This is a genomic window from Siphonobacter sp. (assembly GCF_048595215.1).
In the GTDB taxonomy this organism is placed as follows: domain Bacteria; phylum Bacteroidota; class Bacteroidia; order Cytophagales; family Spirosomataceae; genus Siphonobacter.
In genome coordinates, this window is sequence record NZ_JBMDWJ010000107.1 from 1 (window position 1) to 26,392 (window position 26,392).

Sequence of the window (26,392 nt, forward strand, 5' to 3'; positions counted from 1 at the left end):
TACCCGTTCAGGATCATACGCCCCAATTGGGGCAAAACTGCTGGCTGGCTCCCAACGCCACCATCGTTGGTGACGTTAGTATGGGCGATGACTGCACCGTCTGGTTCAATGCCGTCATTCGCGGCGACGTCAACGCCATCCGAATTGGCAATCGTACAAATATTCAGGATGGAGCCGTGATTCACTGTACCTATCAGAAAACGCAAACCATCATTGGTGATTCCGTAAGCATCGCCCACAACGCCGTCGTACACGGTTGTACGATCGAAGATCGTGTACTGGTGGGCATGGGGGCTATTATCATGGACGGAGCCGTGATTGGTACGGGCAGCATCATTGCGGCCGGAGCCATTGTCACGCAGAATACCATCGTTCCTCCGGGTAGCATTTATGCGGGTAACCCGGCTAAATTTCTCAAACCCGTGTCGGAAGCGGCGGGAGAAGTATTCGACCGTACGGCCAATAACTACGTCATGTACGCGGGCTGGTTCAAGGAGCAGGATTGGTAATCGCGGGCGGATTGAAAATCAGAAGTAAAGGACTTTGGATTTGTTCTGAAATTCTCCCCGAAAATCGCCAACTTTGCAGCCAAGTATCCGGCGATTCATTTTTGCCTGAAAACAATAAGAAAGTAATAGTCCGTTTTTCCGTTTCCAATGCCTTGATCGATAAACGTCCTTCACCGGCAACAAACCTGATTTTCACAGCCTACTACTTTCCTTCTTTACTTTTTAAGTAACATTTTAAAAGAGGCGTAACGTTTTTGGTGAATAAGTTATCCCCCCGCTGGTACAGCTAACGCGGAAACCTAACCTAAAACGGCCATTGCTACTACACACATGGAGTTGTATCTTGATTCTGCCGATTTAAAAGAAATCAAAGAGGCATTTCAACTCGGTTTTCTGACCGGTCTTACCACAACCCCCACGTTTATGCACCGCGAAGGAATTCGCGACCTGGATGCAACGATCGTGGAGCTTTCTAAAATTGTACCCGTTCTTCAGATCGAAGCACTGGGTGAAACCGCCGCCGATATTGTAGCCGACGCGGAACGCCAACTGGCTCTGGGTCTGGACCCTAAGCGTACGGTATTTAAAATCCCCGTGTCGCTGGAAGGCGTTAAAGCCTGCCGCACGCTGGTAGACAAAGGACTGAAAGTAAACGTTCACCTGGTATACACGATCCAACAGGCGTATATGGCAGCCGTAGCCGGTGCTACCTACATTTGCGTACTGGCCGGACGGATGCAGGATCAGGGATACGACGCCCTGACGCTGATCGGTGACGTAGTAGAACTGGTTGAAGCCTACGGTTTCGATTCAAAAGTAATGTTCTCGTCGGTACGGAATACCGAGCACGTACGGAACGCCATCGACCTGGGTTGCCACACCATTACGGTGCCCTGGAAACTGATGAAAGCCCTGACGGAAAACAACTTCACGGCTATTGGTACGAACCAGTTCATCGAGCATACGCGTTTGATCACCGTTACGGTAGGTCAGGCAATCAATACCATTAACCCAACGGTTACGACGGATATCTCTTTGACGGAAGCCATCGTTAAAATGACTGAATACGGCTTTGGCTGCGTTACGGTTGTGGATGAAGCGGGTAACTTGAAAGGCGTGTTTACCGACGGTGATCTTCGTCGGAAACTGGCTGACGGTGGTCGCGATGTCCTGTCGAAGAAAATGGGAGATTTCGAATACGGAACGCCTATTTCCATCGAAAGCACCCAATTACTCGACGCCGCTGCTGCTCTTTTCAAGAAAACCAGCGTAGATACAATTCTGGTAACGGAAAACGGCAAGCCCGTAGGCATGCTGGATATCCAGGATTTGAAGAACGATTAATTGATTTCGGTTTCTTGCTCCAGTAGGAAGTAACTGAACTACGCATACCCTTGTTGCCTCCTGAGCGAATGTGTTCGGGAGGCAATTTTACTATTAGCCTGTAAACAAAACGAAGGTTGATTAGTAATTTCATCTATGGCTTCATACTGAATAGCCCGTAACCAAAACTATGGTATTAGGAATCATTCCCGCCCGTTACGCTTCGACCCGTTTTCCGGGTAAACCCCTGGCCTACATTCAGGGCAAAAGCATGATTCAACGCGTATACGAAGCCGCTCAGGCTTCGAAACTACTGGAGGTTATTGTTGCCACCGATGATGTACGTATTGCTGAACACGTCCAGAATTTTGGCGGTAAAGCCGTCCTTACGCGTGAAGACCATCCCAGTGGTACAGATCGCTGTTGGGAAGCTTTTACCAGTTGGGCAGAAACGCATCTGGCTCCCGAATCCGTGCAGTATGTGTTGAACATTCAGGGAGATGAACCCTTTCTAGATCCTAATCAAATAAACGAATTAGTAGAGGTTCTGGATGGAGAGGTAGAATTGGCTACGCAGATGATTAAAGTTACGTCAGCGGAAACCCTGCACGATCCGGGCGAAGCGAAGATCGTCCTTAACACTAAGGGTGAAGTAATGCTCTTTAGTCGTCAGGCAATTCCGTTTCTGCGTAACTATCCACTTCAGGAATGGCACTTACATCATACGTACTACCGGCACGTAGGCATGTATGCCTATCGTACGGATATTCTTCAGGCCATTACGCAACTTACGCTTTCATCCCTGGAAAAAGCCGAGTCGCTAGAGCAACTCCGATGGCTCGAAGCCGGCTATAAAATTCAGATGGTAGAAACGACTTACGATAGCCCCTGTGTAGATACACCCGAGGACCTGGAAAAGGCTTTGAAGTACTTAAACACCTAACCCGACAGTACATTACGGGTAAAAGCCAGTCAGATGCTTTCTATTTCCGAGCAGTATTGTACCTTTGCAGCCCTATTAACATCGTTTCATACTGAATATCAATAGTCTCATGCTTAATTTGGTACTCTTTGGCCCTCCGGGAGCCGGGAAAGGAACCCAGAGCGAAAAGTTGATTGACAAATACAAGCTCGTCCATTTATCTACCGGCGATCTGCTTCGCTCTGAAATTAAAGCAGGTACGGAACTGGGACTGAGAGCCAAAGCTCTGATGGACCAGGGATTGCTGGTGCCTGATGAAGTAGTAATTGGCATGATTGACAACAAACTGAAAGAAAATAAACAGGCCGCTGGCTTTATTTTCGACGGTTTTCCCCGGACAGTCAACCAGGCCGAAGCTCTGGATACCTTACTTGAAGAAAACGGTACGGCGATCTCAGCGATGGTAGCTTTGGAAGTAGAAGCGGAAGAATTAACGCGTCGTTTGCTGGAACGCGGAAAAACTTCCGGTCGTCCGGATGATCAGAACGAAGAACTCATTCGTAAACGGGTACAGGAATACAACGAAAAAACGCTGCCCGTAGCAAACTACTACCAAGGACAGGGTAAGTTCACCTCGGTCTATGGAATCGGAGCTATCGAGGAAATTTTTGAGAAGATCTGTACGGCTATCGAAAAATCGGCCGTTTAGTACATACGTTCGCATTACTGAAATAGGCTATTTCGGAACGTCCGAAATGGCCTATTTTCATTCAGGCTTAGGCCTTAAATAGCCCGATTATTCGGGCTTTGTTTCGTCCGAATCCAGCCGTACTTGAGCGAAGTGCTACCGGCTAGGCAAAACATTGCTTTACTTTGCATAAATTTAGGAGAAGGACGATCATACTCACTCAAGCCGTGTACTGACACGGATTAGATTACCTACTAGGGCTGTGACAACAAACTTCATTGATTACGTAAAAATTTGCTGCCGTTCAGGACCCGGAGGTGCCGGATCATCGCACTTCCGCCGGGAGAAACACGTTCCGCTGGGCGGACCGGATGGTGGCGACGGAGGCCGGGGAGGCCATATCATTCTTCGGGGTAGTACCAATGTCTGGACATTACTCCACCTTAAATACCGTAAACACGTTATCGCTAGCAAAGGCCAACCCGGCGAAGGCGGACGCCGTACCGGAGCCCGGGGCGAAGATGTGTACCTGGACGTACCGCTGGGTACCATTGCCAAAGACGCCGAAACGGGCGAAGTACTGTTTGAAATTACGGAGAACGACCAGGAGATGATTCTGCTGGAAGGGGGCCGTGGTGGTCTGGGTAACTCCCACTTTAAAACCTCCACGAACCAGGCTCCGCACACCTCTCAGCCCGGCGAAGATGGCCAGGAGGTCTGGTTTATTCTGGAGTTGAAAGTACTAGCCGATGTCGGTTTAGTAGGTTTTCCTAACGCCGGAAAATCCACGTTACTTTCGGTAGTATCGGCTGCCAAACCCGAAATTGCGGATTATCCCTTTACGACGATTGTCCCGAACTTGGGCGTAGTCCCCTACCGTGACTTCCGTTCGTTTGTCATGGCTGATATTCCGGGCATTATCGAGGGAGCTTCGCAAGGTAAAGGTTTGGGATTACGCTTCTTACGACATATTGAACGGAACTCTATTCTGCTTTTCCTAATTCCGGCTTCTTCCGAAAATCCGGGTGAAGAATACGCAGTTCTACTGAATGAGTTGCAGGAATACAATCCTGAGTTAATGGATAAATCCCGTTTATTAGCTATTTCTAAAGCTGATTTATTAACGGAAGAAGATAAGCAAACCTTTATTGAGCAATTACCTGCTGATGTTCCTCACTTGTTCTTTTCATCGTATACGCGAGAAGGACTAGATTCATTGCTTGATTTGATTTGGCAAGCGTTAAATCCGCCGACTCAAGCCTAATTCTTATAATACAGCCTCTTAACGGGGGCTGTATTGTTTTAAATGATTGCGTTCAACCAATTATTTTCAAAAAATGCCTTCTACTATTTCCAAGAATAGTATCTCCTCCACATGGATTGTCTTTGTTAGCCTGATTCCGATTAGCCTTTTCTTTTATACCTTCTTTGCGTACGTAACTAACATTCCTTTTCAGGATGACTACGACGCTTTATTAGAACCCGTTACCAAGCTTACGCAGCTATCCCCTTTTTCCTGGAAAGAATTCATTCATATTATTTGGGTACAGGATGACGAACGGCGGATTGTGGTGGATCGGATTGCAGCTACACTCATTTACCTGATTAACGGGCACCTGGACTTACGGATTCAAATGTTCGTTGGTCTTCTTTCGCTACTGGGCTTTTTATATCTTTTCTATACTATTATCAAAGAAGCCCAACTACCGTTATTGCTGGTAGTCGCGGCTTCCTTTCTGTTATTTCATATTCAGTACTACGAAGCGATTTACTGGGGAATGATTCCCTTGCAACATATTGTCGTTCACTTCTTTGCCTTGCTATCGGCGTACTACTTATATAAACCTAAATTAGGTCATTTAACACTTGCTTTAGGTGCGGCTATTCTTGCCATTCTCAGTGACGTTAGTGGCACATTCGTCTTACCTACGGGTTTAGTTTTACTACTACTCCAGCACCGTTGGAAGCACGCGGGTATTTGGGTACTCGTCATTGGTGGAATGATTGCGTTGTATTACTATCAGTTGGTGGTACCCGCGTATCGGCCTAAGCTTTCGGATAATTTACAACACCCCTGGCTCATCCTTTACAACTTCTTGTCTTTCAGTGGCTTGGCTACGGATTTAAATACCGTCCTTCCCTTCAAACTACGCTCGGGTCTAATTATGGCTACGGGTTTAAGTTTTTGGTGTATTGTTATTTACTCGGCTTTCCTCTTCATTAAGCCTTCCTTTCAACACGCAAAAGTTGCTTACCCTCGCTGGAAGATTACCCTATGGGGTGGACTTATTCACTTCAGTATTACTATCCTTGCTTTTGCCGTAGGTCGAGCGATGGAAGGTACGCAGGCCGTGTTAATTAGCCGATACAAACACATGGGTTTTATCTGGTTGATTCTCATTTCAATTTTAGTATTTAGCCAGCTTCGTCCTACGCTACGCTGGGTTCGTATCTGGACAATTTTGAGTGTATTGGTTTGTTCGTTTAGCTATTTCGAATACGTAGCTCCATTGGACTACTATTATAAAGAACGAAATACGGATATGTATGGCTGGGAGCATAACCGAGCCCTACCCAGCTCCCCCATCTACTTAAGCTTACAGTCAGCTGTAGATACCATTACCACACAATCCATTCGGGCAGGAGTATACGAACTTCCCAGGGACTACTTTTTTGAAATGCCTTATCAGGTCAGTGCCGACTTATTTACATTAGAAACCAAACAAATGGGTCATGCATTGGTCTTTACTAATGAACAGTTTATTCGCTCAGTTCATAAAAACGACGGAGCGTATATCTTACTGAAGAATGCCGCTCAGTCGCATTATATTCCAACCAGACAAAAACGGTATTCGCTCAAATCTTTCGTTTCTTCCCTTGGTAAGCACTATTATGCCAATGGTTTCCATGGCAGTTTTCCAGTAGAGTACTTGCAACCGAATACGCAATATCAGGTGTGGGTGGTAGTGATTCATAGAGGAGTGAAAGTACTGCATCCCACGACTTATCGATTAGATGCATTACCTAATTTTGCCGTACGAATTAGCCAATCTTAAAACTACAATTGGTAAAGTATTAGATGAAGCCTATTTCATTTGACTGTAACTCATTGACAGTCAAACATTAGGATTTTTTATTTAACATTTTATTCATATTTTTGTTAATTGGAAGTATTCGCCTGTGCTTCCTATCTGTTATGAAAAACCTTTGCTGCATGAGGTCTTATTTAAGTAAGCTAGTATGCCTTTTGGGATTGGTGTTCAGTATCTCAGCACAAGCTCAGATGACTATTACCTTTCCAGTGGAACGGATTGTGTTTCAACGGGATAACAATAATAGAGCTACCGTACAAATTGCGGGCAACTACTATCAGCCCGTTGATAAGATTGAAGCAAAGCTAACACCGCTCAACGGTGGTAATGCAATCGACTGGACGGCTCTTCCCTCCATCTCCAATGGTTTCTTTTCGGGTACAATTTCCGCTACAGGCGGCTGGTATAAGCTTGAAGTACGCGGCTCATTGGCCGGTCAGGTAGTTGCTTCCGACGATCTGCAACCCTTTGGGGTGGGTGAAGTTTTTGTGATTGCTGGTCAATCCAATGCTCAGGGTGTAACCTATCAACCCTCTGAAAATCAACCTAGCCCAAGTGATCCCAGTGATGATCGAATAACGATTGCTAACCCTTCAAATTTAAGAGGAGGTACGCCTGGTAATGGGCAGGATCCTCAGTTTTTCCGGTATGACGTAGTATCCGGACAACCCGCCAGTCCCCTCTATCCGATGCTTCCTACCTTCCGAAAAATGAGCGGTTCGCAAGATGTAGCTCCGGTGGGTGTAGGATCTTATTATTGGGGCCGTTTGGGGGAATTACTCACGCAGAATCTGAATGTACCCGTGTTATTCTACAACGGTGCTTTTGGCGGTACTACGATTCAGAACTGGCGTGAATCATCGCAAGGGCAACGTACCATCAGCCGCTATTGTACTTCCTGTGCCGATGAGTATAAGTATTTTGCTCAGGGTTATCCGTATAATAACCTGAAAAATATTCTGACCTATTACCTATCAATCACGGGAGCCCGTACGGTGCTGTGGATGCAGGGTGAAGCGGATGATTCAGCAACGATCAATACGCCATTAGCCTCTTACGTCAATGATTTAACGGCAGTCATCCAAAAAAGTCGTCAGGATCTCGGTTACGATCAGCTCAGTTGGGTAGTAGCCCGAACGAGTTATAACAATGGCGTATCGCCCAATATCATTGCTGCCCAAACACAAGTAGCTTCTTCTGTACCTAACGTATTTCTGGGACCTAATACAGATGATTACGGCATTCCGCGTTCAGGAGGTGTTCACTTCTACGTCAGTGCCTATAATCAAGTAGCTCAAGGCTGGTACGATGCTCTAATGTCGAATGGTGTGTTCAACCGCTCCACACCTAAACAGGCCAATACGCTCACTACGATTTCAGCAGCCTGTGGTAATACCAATACGCTTACGTTAAGTGTCCCCAATCAAAATCCTTATGGCTGGAGTAATGGACAAAATGGGGCTACGATCACCGTGGGTCAGGGCGACCCGTATATGGCCAAGATGAAGAATGGTAACACCACCGTCTTTTCACTGCCCTATAAAGTACCCGATCGTCCGGTAATTGGTGGTGACATTTTGAAAGATAATGGTGGAAGTACGTACTTCTGCGAAGGCGTTACCCCTACCCTTCAGTCTAACTATGCGGCAAATAACGTCTGGAATACCGGAGCGACTACGCCTTCGATTCCAGGAGCTGAAGGGGGTTCGTATTCATTAACGTATAAGGATCTATTAGGATGTAATTACAGTGCCGAATCCATCGTTTTGGGAAGACGCTCGCGGCCAGCCAAACCTAGTATCACCGCTGATGGACCTACTAGTTTCTGTGCAGGAACTCCCCGGGTCCTCGCTACAAATGAGACTGCCGTAGGTTATATCTGGAGTAATGGGGCTACCAGTAAAAACATTCAGCCCACTACGACCAGTAATTATTCAGTGCAGGTACTCAATGCCGACCAATGCCGGTCAGTGGCTTCTGACGCCATTCAGATTACCGTAAATCCTATTCCGGCCAAACCAACCATTCAGGCTAACCGGGGGATTGATCCCAACCGAAATGTGACCATTTGTGCGAATGAAACCGTTGAATTTACTTCGAGTCCATCGGACGGTACGTATTTGTGGAATTACAACAATGCAGCTACGCTGAGCATTTCAACTAATGAGGCCCGTTCGTATACGGTTCAAACCATCAGTAGAGCAAACTGTCCTTCGCCCGTATCTGATCCGGTAAGCTTAAAAGTAAATCCTTTACCGGCTAAGCCTACGGTGGCTTTATTGCAGGGGAAACTGGCGTTTTGCGAAGGTGAAACGGTTACGCTGAGAGCTATTACTTCCGAACGTCCTTCCTGGTTACTGGCCAATCAGCAGGTTTCCAATACGGACTTGTTAACCGCCCGTATCAGTGGTGATTATTACGCTCAAGCAACGGATGCGAACGGCTGTAGAAACCAATCGGATAAAGTAACGGTATCGGCTCGTCCGAATCCTGAAACGCCCAAAATTGCTCAGGTGGGTCCTTATACTTTACAGGCTCAAGCCAATATTCCAGGTACGCGTAATTCATGGATCATGGGCATGGATACGAGTACGTTTAATTCCGTTTACTTTAAACCTCTTAAAGAAGGAGTATATACGGTTAAAAGTGTGATCGAATACAATGTTGCTCCGGTGGGAAGATTTGAGTGTACTTCGGCTTTGTCGCAGCCTTTTAGTTATAGCTATGACCCAGCTCAAGATGGCTTTAGTGTTTATCCGAATCCGAGCCCAGACGGAAACTTTACGCTGGAAACGAAAGAGAACTGGAAAGGAGCAGAAGTGAGTGTAGTTACTACTTCAGGAGTGGTTCTATACAGTGGCGTTATCAATGAATTCAATGAACGAAAATTCATCAGTTTAGGCCGTATTCCCGGTATTTTCATCATTCGTATTAGAGTAGATGGCTTTGAACGTACCAAGCGTTTAACAATTTTACCCTAGTATAAAATAAATGCTATAGAAAAAGCCTGCATCTGATAAATCCAGGCTTTTTCTATAGCATTTATTCTAATAATCTTCCCTAATATTTCTATAAGATATCAATAGGTCCTTCCAGCAATTGATTGCAAACTCGGCCATTATAATATCTCGGCCTTGAATTACAAGCAAACACCACCTCTAATTCAAGTTTGGTGAATGTTACTCCATCTGCTTTGACTGTTTTCACTATAACTTAGAAGGATTGTATTACGATAGTTAGTATAAATAAAAAGAGCCTCGGTACCGAGGCTCTTTTTATTTATACTAACTGTAAGGCTATGCTTAGTTTTTAGCCGGAGCTGAACTAGCCTTCGCACCTGCCTTAGGCTTAGCTGCACCTTTCTTAGGAGCTACAGCTGGAGCAGGTGGGTTCAGGATACGATTTGCTTCTGCATTTTCAGGATCTAGAGCCAAGATTTTTCTCATGTACTCTTTACCTTTATCATTATCCTTTGTTACCAGAAACTCATAATAGGCCTGATACTGATAAGCCTCAATCAGTTCTTTCTGGTTTTTAGCCGTATCTGCTAGAGCAATGTATTGTTCATAATACGGTAACGCTTTAGCACGATCTGTGAACAAACGGTTCGAACGAGCTTGCCACAGGGGAGTCATTGTTACGAATCCTTGAAGCGACTCTTTCTGTTCCTCCGTCAACTGGGTATTTGCTTTTACCGTACTATCCGCCATCGTGCCCATCCGAGCAAATGACTCTACCGCTTGGGGTACTACCGTTGTGTCTTTAGCGGAGCTAATGTACTGGTAGTAAGCGATACCTTTACGGTAGAAATCTGCGTAAGTAGGACGCTTGTCAGGACGTTGATTTTTCCAGGCAATCGATTGCTCATAAGCTTTCGCAGCATCCAGATAACGTTTCTGGGCCTGACGAATCTTAGCAACTTCTTCGTAGTTATTGAACACCGTATCACCTGCAGCAGCAGCTTTTTCGAAGTTCATTACGGCCAAAGAGTCTTGCTTCAATTCACGGTAATCAATACCTAAGTAACGATAATCATCCGGATAAACTTTCTTCGGATTAGACTTCAGTAACGTTTCCAGGTTCTGAGCTCCTTGCTCATATTGACCTAATTCCGTTAAAGACCAGCCTTTGATACGAGGAAGATCGGGATCATTTACTTTACCTTCAATTTTAGCTAAAGCATCTACTACTTTCTGATACTGTTGAGCAAGGAAGGCAAACTTAACGTAACGTAAGATTACGTCCGGAGACTCTTCACTGTACTGAATGTATTTATCGAGGTTTTCAGCGGCATTTTTGTAGTTACCGGCGAACAACCACAATTCAGCAAACTCCCAGTATACTGGAGCAAATTTTTCGTCTGCTTTGATGGCATCGTTGTACGAAGTTTGGGTACTCGAGTAGTTCTTACCACGTTTCCAAACTCGACCCATCCGCGTATAGGCCAAAGCAGCCATTTGCGTATCTTGCTGTAAACGAAGTGCTTCCTCGTAAGCTGAAATAGCCGGACCACCTTCGTTTTTGATCAGGTAAGCATCCCCTTTAACAAGTTGATACTCAGGACGATCTTTTTTCTTTTTCAAACCAGCAATCTGGTCAATCAGCGTGATAGCTTTGCCCGGATCATTAGCTTGTCCTTTTTTGGTGAACAACGTGTACATTTCAGCGGCTCGCCATAGTACATCTTCGTCTTTGTTCTTGGTATCAGATAATACCTGATCAATCAAAGTCGTTGCTTCAGCCAATTTACCCTGACCCAGCAATACGCCAGCTTGCCCTACTTTATTGAGCGGAAATTTCGATTTTGCATCGTCCGCTACGCCTTTATCAAAAGCAGCTTTTGCTTTGTCTAGATATTCAGCGATTTTCACACTGCCTTCATCTTCGGCACTAGCCAGTCTTAAATAGTAGTATCCTAAATAAAACTGATTTTCAGCCGATGGGGAGGAAGTCGCCGCCTTTTCCAAAGCCTCACGGGCTGAACCAAGACGATCTGCTTCAAGAGCCTTTAATGCTCCTGCAACTTCTGGCGATTGTGCAAACGAGCTCGTTGCACCCAAGGCCAGCATCCCGGCTACCAGAATTAGCGATTTGAATTTCACTCTCATCGTAGAAGAAAATTGGGTTTTGGGAAGGTGATACCTTACGTTCAACAATATTGATTATAGAATTCGAAATTACTGTAATTTCCAGCGATTATAAAAAAAATTAGAGAATTGTTAGAATTTCAATTCAGCTATTTTTTCCTCTACTAGCCATCACTCTTACATAACTGACTAACTAAATAAATAGTTGCACAATTTTATGAAAAAAAATGATTTTTACGCTAAACGTCTCACGATCACATCTGACGCACTTGGACCAAGCGAATAATCTGATTGGCTGGTAACAGACCACTTTTGAGTACAATCCGTTGTCCGGCGTCAGTCATTACATAATTAATGAATCCTGTTCCTAAGCCCCGTTTAGCCTCTTTGGTAATCATATATACATTGCGATTCAGCGGGTATTTCTTCAAAGCGATGGCGTATTGGAAGGGCTGAAAATATTGCTCTAAATCCGTGGTTGCTTTTTTAGCTACTCCCATCACCTTAATACCATTCATGAAACGGGGATGCTCGGGATCATCAATATCACTGATCCAGTTTACACCAATTACCCCAATCGCTCCGGGCGTTTTTTGAATGTACTCAATAACTTCTTTATTAGACTTGACTGCGTAAATAGGTGTCTGTTTCTTATCAGCTATTCTCAAGGTATCTAATAAATATTGCAAGTTGCTCGAATTATCACTGTCAAAGACGAAGGAAATTTTCTGCGAAGACTTCCCGTGTTTCAGTTGATTCCACTGGGTAATCTTTCCCTTCATGATCCCGTCAATTTCATCTACGGAAATCAAGGTATCACTGGTTTTACTGTTAGTGATGAATGCTAGGGCATCCGTAGCCATATGAATGGCTCGGTACTTTAATTTTTTCTCCTCAAATATCTTCTTCTCATCGGCTTTCAAATGCCGTGTTACGACGGCTATCCGGGCGGAATCCTGTAACATCAGTTGGATAGCCAGCAGCTCGGGTACGTATGCCATATGTACCTTCGCATATTTATTCTTATCCGCGAAGGCTTCCTGCTCAGCTGTCAATACAGGTTGTAGTGATTCATCGACCGCTACTAACATTTCGCCTCTTGATACCGTTTCTTCAGGATTATCCCCTGATTTCTGCTGGCAACCCATTAAGGTTAACAGAACCAGCATACTCATTCCGAAATAATTTAGTACAGTTTTCATGGACGTAGATTTACTCTTCTTCTTGATTACGAACCCATTTGCGATAAGCCCAGTATAACTTTAAAAGACTATACCCAATAAAAAGCCCGCCCAATACTTTCGCAATATCTTCCGATAAGACTCCGCTAGCGGCTATTGTCGACGCCGAATCAATCAGGTAGTAACCCATAGCTGCATATCCCAATGGGATAATCAGACCAATTAGAGCGTTTACTTGTTCGTTAATGGGTTTTGGCATAGCTTTTAGAAAAAATGGGTCAGATCCGTGAAAGATGCTGACCCATTTCTATTAGGTGTTAATTCATATTATTCGAGTACGAATGAAATCGGCAAGTTAAAGCGAGATTTCACGGCCCGACCTGACTGACGACCAGGTTTCCAACGGGGCATTGATTTTACCACGCGGATTGCTTCCTCATCGCAACCAAAACCAAGACCTTTTTGTACTTGGATATCAGAAATGCTTCCGTCCGGAGATACTACGAAGCTCAAAAATACTTTTCCTTGTACGTTAGCTCGTTGAGCTGCAGCAGGGTATTTGATATTTTTGTTCAGGTACTTATACATTTCTGCATCACCACCGGGGAACTGAGCAGCTTGCTCAACGACCGTAAAGACTTCTTCTTTAGCAGCCGGTTTCACCTCGATCACCTCTTCGCGTTTTTTACCCGTTCCGTCTTCGATGGCTACAATTTCTACCGCGTTAGGATCCCCTACTACGGTTTCTTTGCCAGCTTGAGCATCTACCAGTTCCGTTTGTTTGGGAGGCTCAACATCGGGTGGAACTTCAGTATCTTCCTTAATTTCAGGAGGAAGGAACGCCGTCGTACTCATCACCGGTACCTCTGGTGGTGGTGGTGGTGGTGGTGGTGGTGGCGGTGGCTGATTTGGTTGTTCCGGAGGAGGAGGAAGCTCTGACATGTTTGCCAGCTTTACTTCTACCTCTTTCTCTTCTTCACCAATCGTTGCAGCAAGCAAACGAGCAGCTAAGAAGGCCGCAACAATCAAAAGAGCAATACCAGTAGCAATCAGGGCATTACGAGACGTCCGGCGACGGAGGTCGTATGCACCATACTCCTTATTCCGATCCGCAAAAATCAGATCTTCTAAGGTGGTATCGTTAGTTATTTTGATTGTTTCTGCCATAAGAGTAGGCAACTAGTTAAACGTTCTAAAAGATTGATTCAAAGTTAAAACTAAAAATCTAGTTTTACAACTATATCCTTAGTTTTATTTTGATTATTTAGCTTCTGCCTTGTCGATAATCTTGTTATCGTTCAGGTTAATGTCGGTGATACCGTACTTATCGATTCCGGAAATAGCCATTTCATCGAGTACATCCACTAAAGACTTGTACGAAGCATCATCTTTAGATTTGATTACTACGAAGAATTTCTCGCCTACTTCCTTCTTCTTCCGACGAAGTACATCACGAAGACCGCCGCTAGCTGCAAATGAGGTTTTCTCTACCTGCGTTGTAGCAACGTCTTTGCCCGTACCTTGGTACCAGTATACGACATCTTCTCCATCTTTTTTGCCCAGCAATACAGTGATTGCTTCAGACTCTTTAATAGGAGATGTTTCTTGCTCTTTTTTATCCTTGTCTTTAGCAGGCATACCTAGGAACATGGTAACCGGCTTTTGGAGGGTAGTAGTCAAGAGGAAGAAAGTAATCAATAAAAAGCCCAAGTCTACCATGGGGGTCATATCTACACGGGTAGATACCTTCTTACTGCGGACTTTACCACCTTTGTCATTCCCACCACCTTGTGCTATCTCTGCCATTGCGTTGTTAGTTTAAAGAATTTGAAAGCGAACTTTCAAGTTCTACATGGAAGTGGGTTTCGTTTCCTGACCAGTGATCAAATTAAAGTTGTTCACGTCTTGCTCCTGCATGGTAGCAATTACCTGCTTCACCGTTTTATAAGGAGCATTCTGATCCGCTTTAATTAATACTTTGTATTTAGCTCCTTGGCTACCAAAGTACTGACGAGCCGTTGCCACCCAGTAGAAAAGTTCATTACGAACCGAATCACTGGGAATACCAGGCTGTACGCCAGGCTTGTTACGCTCAGCAGGATCCATGTCCAGAATTTGTTTCATGTTGGCCATGGGAGCCCCGAAGTTTTCAGACAAACGGAAAGCTTCTTTTTCGGGATCCGTAAAGGCCACATTGTAACGCTTAGACATTTGCTCCAGCATACCCAAACGTACCTGGTGGTTATCCACCCCCATGAAGATTTTGCCATCTGCAGAAACTAATACCGTAATGACATCAATTGCTGCAAGGGGTTCCTGGGCTACAGAGTTTGGAGTAGTGACTTGCACAGCCTCCTGAGGACGCATTTTCGCCGTTAAGATAAAGAACGTTAACAGCAAGAAAGCTACGTCGCACATGGCCGTCATGTCCATTGATACTCCATGACGTTTTACTTTAACCTTTGCCATCGCTACCTGTTTTGATTTTATAACTAAACGTTTCGTTGATCAAAATTATTCGTTTTCAAACTAAAAACTTAATAATTCCGACAATCTTTTAAAGAAGCTCAATGCTGAGCCTCTTTAGGAACGCCTAGTAGTGGGCAGCGTAGTTGTTGGTGATGCTCAGACCGATTTCATCGATGTTGTACGTGATACCGTCGATGATGCTGGTGAAGTAGTTATAAGCGATCAAGCAGATAGCTGAAGTACCGATACCTAAAGCTGTGTTTACAAGAGCCTCAGAGATACCAGCAGCCAGAGCAGCTGAATCCGCAGAACCTGATTGACCCATGGCAGCAAAAGAACGAAGCATACCTAATACCGTTCCGAGCAGACCGATCAGCGTAGCTACAGAAGCCAGCGTAGCGATGATCGTCAGGTTTTTCTCAAGAGAAGGCATTTCCAAGCTCGTAGCTTCTTCGATTTCTTTGCTCAGAGCAACCAGTTTTTGTTCTTTGTCTAATTCAGTATCAGTAGTCAATTGCTGATATTTTTTCAGAGCAGCGTTAACTACGTTACCGATTGAACCTTTTTGTTTGTCGCACTCTTTCAGGGCTCCGTTGATGTCGTTTTGGTTCAACAGCACTTGTACTTTACGAACGAATTCGTCGATGCTGCTCGTTCCTTTTGCTTTGCCCAGTGTGAACAGACGCTCAATAGTGAACGTCAATGAAGTTAAGAAACAGGTAAACAGAATGGGTACGATAAAACCTCCCTTGTAAACGATACCAAAGAAATCGCCTGGAAGCGGTTCGTTGTTGTGATCTCCTCCTTCAAAGTGGCTACCGTCACCTAAGTAGAGGTGATAGAAAAGCTCAGCGACAATGAACAGAATCAAAATAATAAGACCAGACGAAATGCCCCCCGACTTCTTCTTCGGAGCAGCAGCAGGCTTGGCAGCGGGAGTAGGGGTCTTGGTAGTGTTACTCATTAGTTTGGTAATTTTAGGGTTTAGTGAAACTTTGGTTTGTTGGTGTAAAGAAAAATAAAATTTGACGTCCTAAGCAACTACGAAAGAAAATTTTGTTTTTGTCCCTCGAAACCGAGTAAACGATTCAGCAAATCTACTGTTTTTTTTCCCATTCCCGACGTTAAGGTTTTGTGAAAATTTTTGTAAGAATTCTAAAAAATTGTATTAATTTAAGAATATCCCAAAGATAAATCGACCAAATCAGTACTTTTCTGAGACGTTAATTCATCGGATTTTAACACATTTTTTACTGGTCCAAAGGTCTTTCGATGCCAGGGGGTCGTTCCGTACTCCAATAAAGCTCTGCGATGTTTAGGAGTTGGGTACCCTACGTTCTGTTCCCATCCGTACATTGGATACTCTAAGGCTAACTGTTCCATGAGCTCATCCCGGTACGTTTTTGCCAAAATCGAGGCGGCGGCAATAGAAGCAAACAGGCTATCCCCCTTCACAATACACGTATGCGGAATCATTGGATAAGGAACGAACCGATTGCCATCGACCAATAGATGCTCGGGCTGAACGGTTAGTTGCTCCACCGCTCGGTGCATGGCTAAAAAACTGGCTTTGGCAATATTGATCCGATCAATTTCATCCGTACTAGCTTCGGCGATTTTCCAGCTTAAGGCTTCTCGTTCAATCTCTACTCGTAATCTCTGTCGCTCCAGACGACTGAGCTGTTTCGAATCATTGAGCAAAGCATTCGTATAGTCTTTCGGAAGAATTACTGCCGCAGCCACTACTGGCCCCGCCAGACACCCCCTGCCCACTTCATCTAAGCCCGCTTCGATACTTTGCAAATGATAGAATTGTTTCAGCATTATTCTATAATTTGAATGCTTCCTTCCGACTCAATTGGTGCAGGAACATCTAAAATAGCCAACAATATTATCATAAACTTTACAAATAGAGTGCAAATTTTTACTAAAACTATTTAATTTATTTATAATAAATTGAGTGTCAGCGGCTATTTACTTAGAAAATTTTTCCAAAAAATAATCCGTAAATCTACCTGTCTTACTCAATCTTCTAAAATATTACCAATAAACGTACATTTTAAGGCTAATGCTCCTAATAAGCAGCAGATCGCCCATTTCAGATAGATATGATAAAAGTCTTTAATATCTTGATAATAAGATACTTTGATATTTATCTTTTCCAGACGATTAATCCGTTCGAATACATCTTTGAGCGAACGAGCGTCTTGTACCTGAAAAAACTGTCCTTTGCTCCGCTGAGCAATATCTTTTAGCACCGCCGTATCAAGCGTTTCCAGGGCCATGTCAGTTGAATCCTGAGCTATAGGAGCATTTTCTTTCCCAATTGCAATGGTATACACTCGAATGCCGTACGCATTCGCTAGCTGAGCTGCCGTGATAGGGTCAAGATTTCCAGCCGTGTTATCACCATCACTTAACAAGATGGCTACTTTACTTTTAGCCTCACTATCTCGCATCAGGTTGATGCAGTTCGCTAGAGCGGACCCAATGGCTGTACCTGCCGTCGCAACAATATCGGGTTTAACCGAAGCAATCTGCTGCTTGAGTAATTCGTAATCGGTAGTAAGTGGACATAGAAAAAAAGCCTGCCCCGCAAAGACGACCAGACCAATTTTATCTTGAAAACGACCATCCACGAACTCTGTAGCCACTTTTTTGGCAGATTCTAGCCGATTCGGAGCTAAATCTTTCATGAGCATGGAATCCGAAACGTCGAGGGCCAGTACGATCTCAATTCCTTCGGAGAAACGTTCCTCTGTTTCCTTAATCAGCTGCGGCCGGGCTAAGGCAACCAATACTAACATGATACCTAGGGCACTTAGCACGGCCGGAAGATAACGTAGATACTGTATCCAACTGGTTTTGACTTCCTTGGCCAGAAAAGCGACATTGAGTCGCTGGCGGGATTTTCCGTAAAAAAGCCGCCGTAAAAAGAAGAGAAAAGGTACCGCTGCTATTCCATACAGGTAATACGGTTGGGACCAGTGAAAGCCCCCCAGCGTACCTATTGAAAACCACTTCAACGAAAGCCACTCACCCATAATCAAGCCAAAACAGGCAATTCAGTTATTCTTTTTTAATCAGGAGTTTTTAGCTAGAATAATTTGCCGATGACGAAGATACGTTCGTCCGGCCAAATCCCGCAGGATACGCAAGGATTCCTGTGTTTGGGGCGAAGCCACCCCACCATACACAACTGCATCGGTTTCACGAAGGGCTTGTTCGAGTTGCGGATTCTGCGGAAACTGACTAACGGCTTCTTTCGTTGTAAAGGTGGTGAAGGGTTTGCCTTCTAATCGCTCCAGATAGCGTTTCCAGAGAAATACCGCTCGCTCTACATTCATTACACCCTGTTTAGAATCGGCTGCTCCCCGCAGATACCGCTGAAAAGAGCCCCGAAATTCCAGATGCCTTCGCCAAAGCTGAAATTGTCGCCAGCGACGCTGAATCGCATCCCCAAACAACCAGTAAATGAGTCCTCCCAGCACCGCCGCCATGAGCAGGATAATAAAGAATAGCGGATAATTTACCTGGGTATCCAGTACCACCAGATTCGTACTCGATTTCAGTACCACGGATTTTGCCCGCGGGTCTACCAATCGACGGAGTCGGATCGTTTGCATCGGAGCGTACACCGCCGTACAATCCTGTTTACGCAGCAGGTACACCGGTAACTTCAGGGGTTGTACGGAATCGATTTCAAAAGACACTAGCGTATAGACCACACTGTCGACACTACCCGCAGCATTGGTACGGGTCGGGAAATAATCCCGTTTCAGGAATCGAAACGGTGTAAAGTCATGCGTGGAGTCTGGAAAGAACACTTCATCGCCCGGATTATGCCGATAACTAAGAGCATACTTAACCGGACTACCCACTTTGAATTCCGGAGCCAAGAACTTTCCTTCCGGCTGAGCCAGAGCCGAGTGAAGCGAAAAAAAGGTAAGAAATAGAACAATGGTACCAACCCAGCTTCTCACGTATTCCTATGTTAAGCGTTTGACCGACGGCTTGAAATCTTAACGCCAGTCTACTGAATCTTTTGTTGACTTATTTTACCCGGAACAGTTTAATGAGCTTGGGTACGTAATCCTCCTGCGTATCGACGGATAGATAATTGGCTTTGTACTGCTTACACAGCGTCTCCAGGCGTTGCTGATTCTCCTCAAATACCCGACGAGTCGTTTTCCGGTACTGCGGCGACGAGGTATTAATCCACAAGGTACGGCGGCTTTCTTTATCGTACACCGGAATGATGCCCAGCGATGGCATATTTACCTCCCGTTCATCGTACAAGTGTACAACTACCAAATCGTGCTTTTTAGCCAGGGCTTTCAAGTTTTGTTCGTAGCCCGTATCAATGAAATCGGAGATGAGAATGATTACGCTTTTCCGCCGCAGGATATTCAGGGCAAATAAAATGGCTTCGGATAAGTTGGTCTTGAGCGATTCGGGTTTGAGTCGAAACAACTCCAGAATCATTTGATACCCATGCTTGAGACTATTCGCCGGACGAATGTATTTTTCCTTCTGATCCGAAAAGCAGTATAACCCTACGTGGCTGGCTTCGTGCATGGCCGACAGGGCCAGTACGCCGCAGATTTCCTTGGTGGCATCCAGCTTCGAACGATCCTCCCGACCAATGTCCTGGGAGGCACTTACGTCCACCATAAAAAACACCGTCTGCTCTTTTTCTTCCTTAAATATCTTTAAAAATAGACCATGCCCCTTCGAAGAAGCGTTCCAGTCAATGAGGCGAATGTCGTCACCGTACTGGTATTGCCGCAGGTCTGTGAACTCCAGTCCAGAACCTTTGAATACGGATTTAAAATTGCCGTGCATCTGAGAATCAACGGCTTTCCGTATCCGGATTTCGTAATTACGAAGTTTTGAAAGCAGATCATTCATACGACGGTCCGTTTAAGGCAGCCTTCTTAAAGGCGGTTGTTTACGCAGGTTTTGTAGCTGCCTTCTGCCAAAACTACCTAACTTTGCTAAAATAAAACATGAAAACGCGTCTTTTGCTCCCATTATTGGCCTGGCTTACGGCCTGTTCCAATGCTCCTTCCCCTCCGGAACACCTCGTACCGGAACAGCAAATGGTGCAGATTCTGAAAGACATTCATCTGGCCGAGCAACGCATCACCCGGCTTCGGTTAGGCTCCCAGGATTCTTCACTGGTGGCTTTTCAGGTACTGGAAAAAGACATTCTGAAAAAATACGGAGCCGATACCGGTTCGTACCGGGCCAGTTACCGTTACTACATTGCTCAACCCAATCGATTCAAGGAAATTTATCAGGGCGTCGTGGATAGTTTGACGGCCATTGACGAACGCAGTAAAAAAGAGGCCCGTGCCCAAGCCGTTCCAGCCCAGCCCGATAGCTCAAAAGCGGACACGGCTCGCAACGTCCGTCTCAAAAAGATACTCAAACGCAAATGATTTCTGATTTCGGCTCCATACTTCTTTTCCTCATTGCGGGCATTCTGTTTCTGGCCGTAATGCTGGCCATTGCCCGTTTTATTCGTCCGGCCCGACCTAACGAAGAAAAGCTCAGCACGTACGAATCCGGCGAGGAACCCGTTGGGAATGCCAACGTGCAGTTCAACATTCGCTTCTACAGTATTGCCCTGATCTTTTTACTTTTCGACGTAGAACTCGTCTTTCTATTTCCCTGGGCTACGGTTTTCGGACAAGAATCTTTAATCCAGGAAACGAATGGCCGCTGGGGAATGTTTGCTTTACTGGAGATGTTCCTGTTTATCGGCATTCTGGCCTTAGGATTGGCCTATGCCTGGCGAAAAGGCCATCTTGACTGGGTACGACCCCAGGCCAAGGTTACGCATATACCTTCCAAGGTTCCGACGGACCTGTACGGAAAAGTAAATAAGAAATATCAATGAAGAGTTTTCTCGATAGTCGGTTCAAAACCGGAGAGGGCGGTGTGGTACTGACCACCGCTGAGGATCTGCTTAATTGGGCTCGTCTGAACTCCCTCTGGCCCATGGGCTTTGGACTGGCCTGCTGTGCCATTGAGATGATGCAGACCTTCGCTTCCAGCTATGATCTGGAACGATTTGGTATCTTTCCCCGGCCCTCGCCCCGCCAGTCGGATGTGATGATTGTAGCCGGAACCGTTACGTTTAAAATGGCGGACCGAATTCGCCGCCTATATGAACAAATGGCCGAACCCCGTTATGTGATCTCCATGGGAAGCTGCTCCAACTGTGGCGGCCCGTACTGGGAACATGGGTATCACGTCGTGAAAGGGGTAGACCGGATTATTCCGGTGGATGTATATGTACCGGGTTGCCCACCCCGTCCCGAAGCGTTAATTGGTGCCATTATGAAGCTGCAGGATAAAATCCGGCACGAAAGTGTTCAGGAACCTACAGCTGCCCTGAGTTTGCTTGAAAAATTTGAACAACCAACATTCGCATGACTTTCTCCGAACTTAAATCCCTGTTGACTCAGGAATTCGGTGTGGAAGCTTTGGTAGCCGAAGAAGAGTTGGGATTAATGCCGAATTTGACGATCGCTAAAGAGTTTCTCGTACCCATTTGTGATTTCCTGCGGAATGATGAACGAACGTATTTCGATTCGCTTTCCTGCCTGACTGCTCTTGACAACGGCCCCTCAGCGGATACGCTGGAAGTAGCCTACAATTTGTTTTCAATTCCTTACGAACATTCGCTGTGTCTGAAAGTAAAAGTATCTCGCCAAACGCAGGATGAAACGTTGCCCGAAGTACCCAGCGTGAGTCGAATCTGGCGAACGGCTGACTGGCACGAACGCGAAGCTTATGATTTGATGGGTGTGTACTTTCACGGTCACGCGGACTTACGCCGGATTCTGCTACCCGAAGATTGGGAAGGCCATCCGCTCCGGAAAGATTACTCTGAACAGGAGCTGTACCACGGCATTGAAGTAAAGTATGGCGTCAATGCCGAAGGGATGGCTCAGAACACGAATTTATCCTAGTCCCCTGGGCTCACAAAAAAACCGTCTTCTCTGAAGACGGTTTTTTTGTGGCTTAACCCTGCCTTTTCCACCACTCCCGGCTCCAGATGCGTTGATACAGCCACCCTTTCCGTTCCAGACTTAGGGGAAAGTACGCATGAGCTTCCTTCGCACTTAGGCTCTGATAGTACACGTCATCATCGGTCAATATCAGACGTTTGTAGTTTTCCTGCTCTTTTTCGACCAGATCGGCGAAGGGTAATTCGTTCTTCCACTGAGGTTGCTCTCTTTGCAATTGATCTTTCAGTAATTGACTCGACTGTAGTTCTTCCGTGACTAGTGGTTTCGGTTTATACGCACCCTGTGACACCTGCCGGGCAAAGTTCAGGTATTGTTTCAGCAGTTTAGGCCCGGCATTTACGGTCTCTTCCACGTGTAGTTGTTCCGGCCAGAGGCTTGTCACTACATAAATGCGTTCGCGGGCTCGGGTGATAGCTACATTCAGTCGGTTTTCGCCCCCCGCCTGGTTGAGTGAACCGAATTGGAGGGCTACCCTACCCCGCTCATCAGGAGCATAACCGATGGAAAAAATGATAATATCCCGCTCGTCCCCCTGTACATTTTCCAGGTTTTTAATGAACAATGAATCGGGCTTTTGGGAAAGGCCCTCGAGCGTATCTTCCAGCAGGCGTTGTTGAGGAGCATTGAAGGTTACAATGCCGATGGACCGCTCGGGTTCCTGTCGTACCAAATCTTCCACCAGCGAGCGGATGGCTTCGGCCTCAACGAGGTTACTCTGATTTTTCCATTCTCCTTCTACTTTCCAATATCGGATGGCTCCTTCGCGGCGGTTCATTTCCTGAAAGTCCGGCAGTAACTTCAGGCGATTCTGGTAAAAATGCTGGTTAGAAAAATCAATTAAATCCAGCGATCGACTGCGATAATGCCCCTGCAAGACCACTTGAGGCAAATCACGGGCCATCAGGTCCAGCAAACTACTGACTTCCAGTTCAGGCACATCCTCTGTTTCTTCTTCAAACCGAACGCGGTACAAGTCCGAGGGCTGCAGTTGCTGACTATCACCCGCAATGACAACCTGTTCACCCCGAAACATGGCCGGTAAGCCCTGCTCAGCAAAACACTGGGAGGCTTCATCAAAAATGACCAGATCGAACAAGGGTTTAGTACCGCGTTGAAACGGAAAAACGGCCGATACCGTTTCGGGCGAGGCCAGCCAGCAGGGTACCAGTGAAAAAATCTCTTCCGCAAACGTAGCCAGCACCTGTCGCACGGGCCAGATCAGCCGCTTCTTGGTTACCTGGTGACGTAAGTCACGATACGTAATCGTATTTCCCAGTCGATTGGTTTCGAGCGACTGGTAGGTTTGTTCCCGCAATCGCATCCGGCCAATCTCCCCGGCCAGTTCCTGTTTCCGAACGACGGCTGCTCGTAATTCCTCTTCCCGTTGGCTCATGCTCAGGCCCGATACGCTTCGTAAAATCGGATGCTGTACTTCCAGGTGATCGAGCCAAGCTAGTCGTAGTGAATTATCGAAAGCGGCTACGAGCGTTTGTCCCTCGTACCGCTGAAGCATTTCCCGTTCGGCGGTACTAAGCTGATTTTTAAGCGTATCCCACTCCTGCAGCCATTCAAAATCATCCGTAAGGGTCGTCGTTAAGGCTGGAACAGCAGTATCGGGTTGTTGAATTAGCTGTTCGATCTGACGGTCGGTGAGGTATACTCGCCAGGACTGGTAGGCCGTCTTGAACTGAGCCGCTAGCTGCAGAGCCGTTTCCAGTTGATTGCGAAAGGGCCGTAAGCCTTCAAAATGTAACTCTTTTAGTAACGAAGGCCCCCGTTGAATCTGCTGATATAATTCACTGGCTCGCTTGAGTTGCATTGATACGCGTTCCCAGTGTTCCCGGGAAACCGACCAATTTTCCGCAACTACCGTCACCTCCGCTTGCTTCGCCCATCTTTTCATGTGTTGCTCGGCTTCGATTCGGCGATCCAGCCGGGCTTTCAATTCTTGCAAATCAGCCAATTCCAGCGATAGCCCTTGTTGTTCGGCATCGGCCCGAATGATCTCTTTTTCCTTGAAAAATAACCACTTGACCATAGACGTACGGGCTTGCAGAGCCGTTTCCAGGCGGGCACGGAATTCCATCAATTCTGAACTTCTCCGCGTCGTGTGCAGCAAACCGGCTTGTTCAATTCGTTCGAGGACCTGTCGTTCGGGCCAGCTTTCCCAATCAGGTATTTGCTGCCGGTGTACTTTCTGGAGCCAGGGTTCTAGTTCCGGCGTAAGTTGACGCTGAATGGTCTGCAAAGCTTCAACCGGAAGGGTATGCATCTCCGTCCAGCCTAGTTTTCGCCCCATCAGTTGTCCCCACTGGTGGTGCAGCTCCTCTACCTGAGTCGGCACTTGCTGGATCAGAGCCCGTATTTGCGGTACTGCCTGAAAACTAAAACCACTAAAATTCACCCGGTCCGCCCAAGGATGATCGGTTCCTAAACGAGCCGCATACAACTCGTAGCGTTTAAAACGCCGTAGGGTTTCCGCGTAGGTGTCAAAATGAAACGATTGGTACCACTCACCCAGGTCAAAATGATCTTCCTGCGGATGTGAAGTCAGATATAATTCCTTCGGCGAAAGCCCACAAACCTGAGTATCAAACAGGGCGGTTTTGAAATCCTGTAACTCCTGCTGAACCCGGTCAATCTGGTGGGCATTTTGTGTAAACTCCCGTTCGAGTAAGATGGCATCCAGACTGGTATTCAGGCGTCGGTACTCGTCGATTCGATCAATTTGTCCGGCAATCTGATCGTATAAGCGTTTCCGATCGTGTTGAAAATCGTGCAGGTTTGCCACGAAAGGCTGCCAGCCCGCCAGCGAAAGTCGTTCGTATACGGTATCCAAGGCCGCCCGCTTCTGGCTCACGACCAACACCCGTTTTCCCTGAGCCGTAAAGTCGGCAATGAGATTACAGATCAACTGGGATTTGCCCGTTCCCGGCGGTCCCTGAATCACCAGTGATTCGCCCTTTTTAATTCGCCGGAAAGCCGCCTCCTGCGAAGCATCCAGCAAAAATGGGGTCAGCATATCCGCTTCCCGCAGTTTTTGGTATTCCGTACCGCCTGGTTCGAAAGCAGCGAATTCTTCAGTTTCGTCCGCCAGCAGGGCTTCGTAATCTCGGACCAGATACGAACCGGCCTGGGGAAAAATGCCCAGTAGGGCATGCGGCAATAGCTGAAGCTCGCCATTGCGTTCGGTACGTTCGAGGTCGCTTTTTAAAAGTTTTGGGAAAAACTGAAGCTGATTTTCGAACAAGTCGGAATTATAATTGAGCGTTAGGGGTGTTTCTTTCAGCCATTCGTACAAAGCCGTCCGAAAGGCCAGAGCATCGGTAGGAAAGTCTTCGAAATCTTTTTCATACAACTCCTCCGACAACCGCAACCCGTTAAAATGAGCATAGGCCATGACCAGCGATCGGTTCAGGGAAAGCGGTTCATCCCGGCGATCGAGTACCCAGCGATTTTGCGGGGTCACCCGTACATTCACTGGCCAGAACAGCAAGGGAGCCCGTACCACCGTACCGTCCGAAAATTTTCCCTGCACCAGCGGCCAGCCCAGATACAGGTCTTCGGTACCCCGTTCGGCCTCGATAAACGCGGCGGTACGGGCCATGCGTCGGAGGCGTTTGGAAACTTCATTCACCTTTTCGTACCGGGCGTCAAGTACGTCGCAGAGCAGTACGTTGCTTTTACCCGCAATGCAGGCCGTAATGACATCAAACGAAGAGGTACTGGCCAGAAAGTTCAGGTCATGCACATCCAGAAACTGTTCCTGCGGTAAGTTTAGGAGCAAAAGTGATCGGTTTCGGGGACTCAGATTGGCCAGTCTTCGCTGAAAAACCCGAATGCTTGATTTATCAAACTTCTTCATACATAAGGACGCCGCCTGCGGGCGAGCGAATCTCTGACAATCTACGTTAAAACGCGTCAATCTGTTTGCCTCGCTAGTTAACCCCGACTTCACTCAGGCTCCCCTTTGAACTTTTTGTATAAACTAACTACGGGTTTCTTCGTAGGAATTAGTTGCTTATACCAATAATACCAACGGGTAGACGTAAATTTGAGGTTTATTTCAATTCCCCCT

Annotated in this window: 23 protein-coding genes; 11 read left to right on the forward strand and 12 right to left on the reverse strand. The window is 46.2% G+C overall.

Annotation, left to right across the window (positions count from 1 at the left end; all coding sequences use genetic code 11):
• Positions 1–26: 26 nt before the first annotated feature.
• The 7 genes from ACOJTG_RS06190 (at position 27) to ACOJTG_RS06220 (ending at position 9,515) form a co-directional block, all read left to right on the forward strand.
• On the forward strand, positions 27–509 hold the full coding sequence (locus ACOJTG_RS06190; RefSeq protein WP_420153040.1) for a gamma carbonic anhydrase family protein: 483 nt from the start codon (positions 27–29) through the stop codon (positions 507–509).
• A 330-nt stretch (positions 510–839) separates the two neighbouring features.
• On the forward strand, positions 840–1,853 hold the full coding sequence (locus tag ACOJTG_RS06195; protein WP_420153014.1) for a transaldolase family protein: 1,014 nt from the start codon (positions 840–842) through the stop codon (positions 1,851–1,853).
• Positions 1,854–2,022: 169 nt separating this feature from the next.
• Positions 2,023–2,775 carry a 3-deoxy-manno-octulosonate cytidylyltransferase gene (gene kdsB / locus ACOJTG_RS06200; RefSeq protein ID WP_420153015.1) on the forward strand — a complete coding sequence of 251 codons (753 nt, stop codon included), beginning with the start codon at positions 2,023–2,025 and terminating at the stop codon, positions 2,773–2,775.
• A 109-nt stretch (positions 2,776–2,884) separates the two neighbouring features.
• On the forward strand, positions 2,885–3,463 hold the full coding sequence (locus tag ACOJTG_RS06205; protein ID WP_104709748.1) for an adenylate kinase: 579 nt from the start codon (positions 2,885–2,887) through the stop codon (positions 3,461–3,463).
• A 241-nt stretch (positions 3,464–3,704) separates the two neighbouring features.
• On the forward strand, positions 3,705–4,706 hold the full coding sequence (gene obgE, locus ACOJTG_RS06210; RefSeq protein ID WP_420153016.1) for a GTPase ObgE: 1,002 nt from the start codon (positions 3,705–3,707) through the stop codon (positions 4,704–4,706).
• A 73-nt stretch (positions 4,707–4,779) separates the two neighbouring features.
• Positions 4,780–6,498 carry a hypothetical protein gene (locus ACOJTG_RS06215; protein WP_420153017.1) on the forward strand — a complete coding sequence of 573 codons (1,719 nt, stop codon included), beginning with the start codon at positions 4,780–4,782 and terminating at the stop codon, positions 6,496–6,498.
• Between the two features lie 158 nt (positions 6,499–6,656).
• Positions 6,657–9,515, forward strand: a complete 2,859-nt coding sequence (locus ACOJTG_RS06220; RefSeq protein ID WP_420153018.1) for a sialate O-acetylesterase — start codon at positions 6,657–6,659, stop codon at positions 9,513–9,515.
• Between the two features lie 321 nt (positions 9,516–9,836).
• Here the strand turns inward: ACOJTG_RS06220 and ACOJTG_RS06225 are convergent, their stop codons facing one another.
• The 11 genes from ACOJTG_RS06225 to ACOJTG_RS06275 all read right to left on the reverse strand — a co-directional run bounded on the left by ACOJTG_RS06225 (position 9,837) and on the right by ACOJTG_RS06275 (position 20,182).
• Positions 9,837–11,642 carry a tetratricopeptide repeat protein gene (locus ACOJTG_RS06225; RefSeq protein WP_420153019.1) on the reverse strand — a complete coding sequence of 602 codons (1,806 nt, stop codon included), beginning with the start codon at positions 11,640–11,642 and terminating at the stop codon, positions 9,837–9,839.
• Between the two features lie 233 nt (positions 11,643–11,875).
• Positions 11,876–12,823, reverse strand: coding sequence for a PstS family phosphate ABC transporter substrate-binding protein (locus ACOJTG_RS06230; RefSeq protein ID WP_420153020.1), 948 nt, complete (start codon positions 12,821–12,823; stop codon positions 11,876–11,878).
• A 10-nt stretch (positions 12,824–12,833) separates the two neighbouring features.
• Positions 12,834–13,061, reverse strand: a complete 228-nt coding sequence (locus tag ACOJTG_RS06235; protein ID WP_420153021.1) for a hypothetical protein — start codon at positions 13,059–13,061, stop codon at positions 12,834–12,836.
• A 68-nt stretch (positions 13,062–13,129) separates the two neighbouring features.
• Positions 13,130–13,969 carry an energy transducer TonB gene (locus ACOJTG_RS06240; RefSeq protein WP_420153022.1) on the reverse strand — a complete coding sequence of 280 codons (840 nt, stop codon included), beginning with the start codon at positions 13,967–13,969 and terminating at the stop codon, positions 13,130–13,132.
• A 93-nt stretch (positions 13,970–14,062) separates the two neighbouring features.
• Positions 14,063–14,608, reverse strand: a complete 546-nt coding sequence (locus tag ACOJTG_RS06245; protein WP_420153023.1) for an ExbD/TolR family protein — start codon at positions 14,606–14,608, stop codon at positions 14,063–14,065.
• A 42-nt stretch (positions 14,609–14,650) separates the two neighbouring features.
• Complete coding sequence (locus ACOJTG_RS06250) at positions 14,651–15,271, reverse strand: ExbD/TolR family protein (RefSeq protein WP_104709739.1); 621 nt, start codon at positions 15,269–15,271, stop codon at positions 14,651–14,653.
• A 124-nt stretch (positions 15,272–15,395) separates the two neighbouring features.
• Positions 15,396–16,235, reverse strand: coding sequence for a MotA/TolQ/ExbB proton channel family protein (locus tag ACOJTG_RS06255; RefSeq protein WP_104709738.1), 840 nt, complete (start codon positions 16,233–16,235; stop codon positions 15,396–15,398).
• Between the two features lie 209 nt (positions 16,236–16,444).
• Positions 16,445–17,095: a ribonuclease HII gene (locus ACOJTG_RS06260; RefSeq protein ID WP_420153024.1), complete on the reverse strand. Its 651-nt coding sequence runs from the start codon at positions 17,093–17,095 to the stop codon at positions 16,445–16,447.
• 200 nt (positions 17,096–17,295) lie between these two features.
• Complete coding sequence (locus tag ACOJTG_RS06265) at positions 17,296–18,315, reverse strand: vWA domain-containing protein (RefSeq protein WP_420153025.1); 1,020 nt, start codon at positions 18,313–18,315, stop codon at positions 17,296–17,298.
• A 39-nt stretch (positions 18,316–18,354) separates the two neighbouring features.
• Positions 18,355–19,254: a hypothetical protein gene (locus ACOJTG_RS06270; protein WP_420153026.1), complete on the reverse strand. Its 900-nt coding sequence runs from the start codon at positions 19,252–19,254 to the stop codon at positions 18,355–18,357.
• Positions 19,255–19,324: 70 nt separating this feature from the next.
• The gene (locus ACOJTG_RS06275; RefSeq protein WP_420153027.1) at positions 19,325–20,182 is read right to left on the reverse strand and encodes a DUF58 domain-containing protein; all 858 of its coding nucleotides are present in this window, start codon (positions 20,180–20,182) and stop codon (positions 19,325–19,327) included.
• A gap of 98 nt (positions 20,183–20,280) precedes the next feature.
• Between ACOJTG_RS06275 and ACOJTG_RS06280 the strand changes: the two genes are divergently transcribed.
• The 4 genes from ACOJTG_RS06280 to ACOJTG_RS06295 are packed head-to-tail and all read left to right on the forward strand — an operon-like array spanning position 20,281 to position 22,254.
• Positions 20,281–20,715: a DUF4296 domain-containing protein gene (locus ACOJTG_RS06280; protein WP_420153028.1), complete on the forward strand. Its 435-nt coding sequence runs from the start codon at positions 20,281–20,283 to the stop codon at positions 20,713–20,715.
• Positions 20,712–21,176, forward strand: coding sequence for an NADH-quinone oxidoreductase subunit A (locus ACOJTG_RS06285; protein ID WP_094810086.1), 465 nt, complete (start codon positions 20,712–20,714; stop codon positions 21,174–21,176). Before ACOJTG_RS06280 ends, ACOJTG_RS06285 begins: the two co-directional genes overlap by 4 nt.
• Positions 21,173–21,715 (forward strand): NuoB/complex I 20 kDa subunit family protein, encoded by a 543-nt coding sequence (locus tag ACOJTG_RS06290; RefSeq protein WP_094810084.1) that lies wholly within the window; start codon positions 21,173–21,175, stop codon positions 21,713–21,715. Before ACOJTG_RS06285 ends, ACOJTG_RS06290 begins: the two co-directional genes overlap by 4 nt.
• Positions 21,712–22,254: an NADH-quinone oxidoreductase subunit C gene (locus tag ACOJTG_RS06295; RefSeq protein WP_420153029.1), complete on the forward strand. Its 543-nt coding sequence runs from the start codon at positions 21,712–21,714 to the stop codon at positions 22,252–22,254. Before ACOJTG_RS06290 ends, ACOJTG_RS06295 begins: the two co-directional genes overlap by 4 nt.
• 52 nt (positions 22,255–22,306) lie before the next feature.
• Here the strand turns inward: ACOJTG_RS06295 and ACOJTG_RS06300 are convergent, their stop codons facing one another.
• Complete coding sequence (locus tag ACOJTG_RS06300) at positions 22,307–26,179, reverse strand: AAA domain-containing protein (RefSeq protein WP_420153030.1); 3,873 nt, start codon at positions 26,177–26,179, stop codon at positions 22,307–22,309.
• Positions 26,180–26,392: the final 213 nt, after the last annotated feature.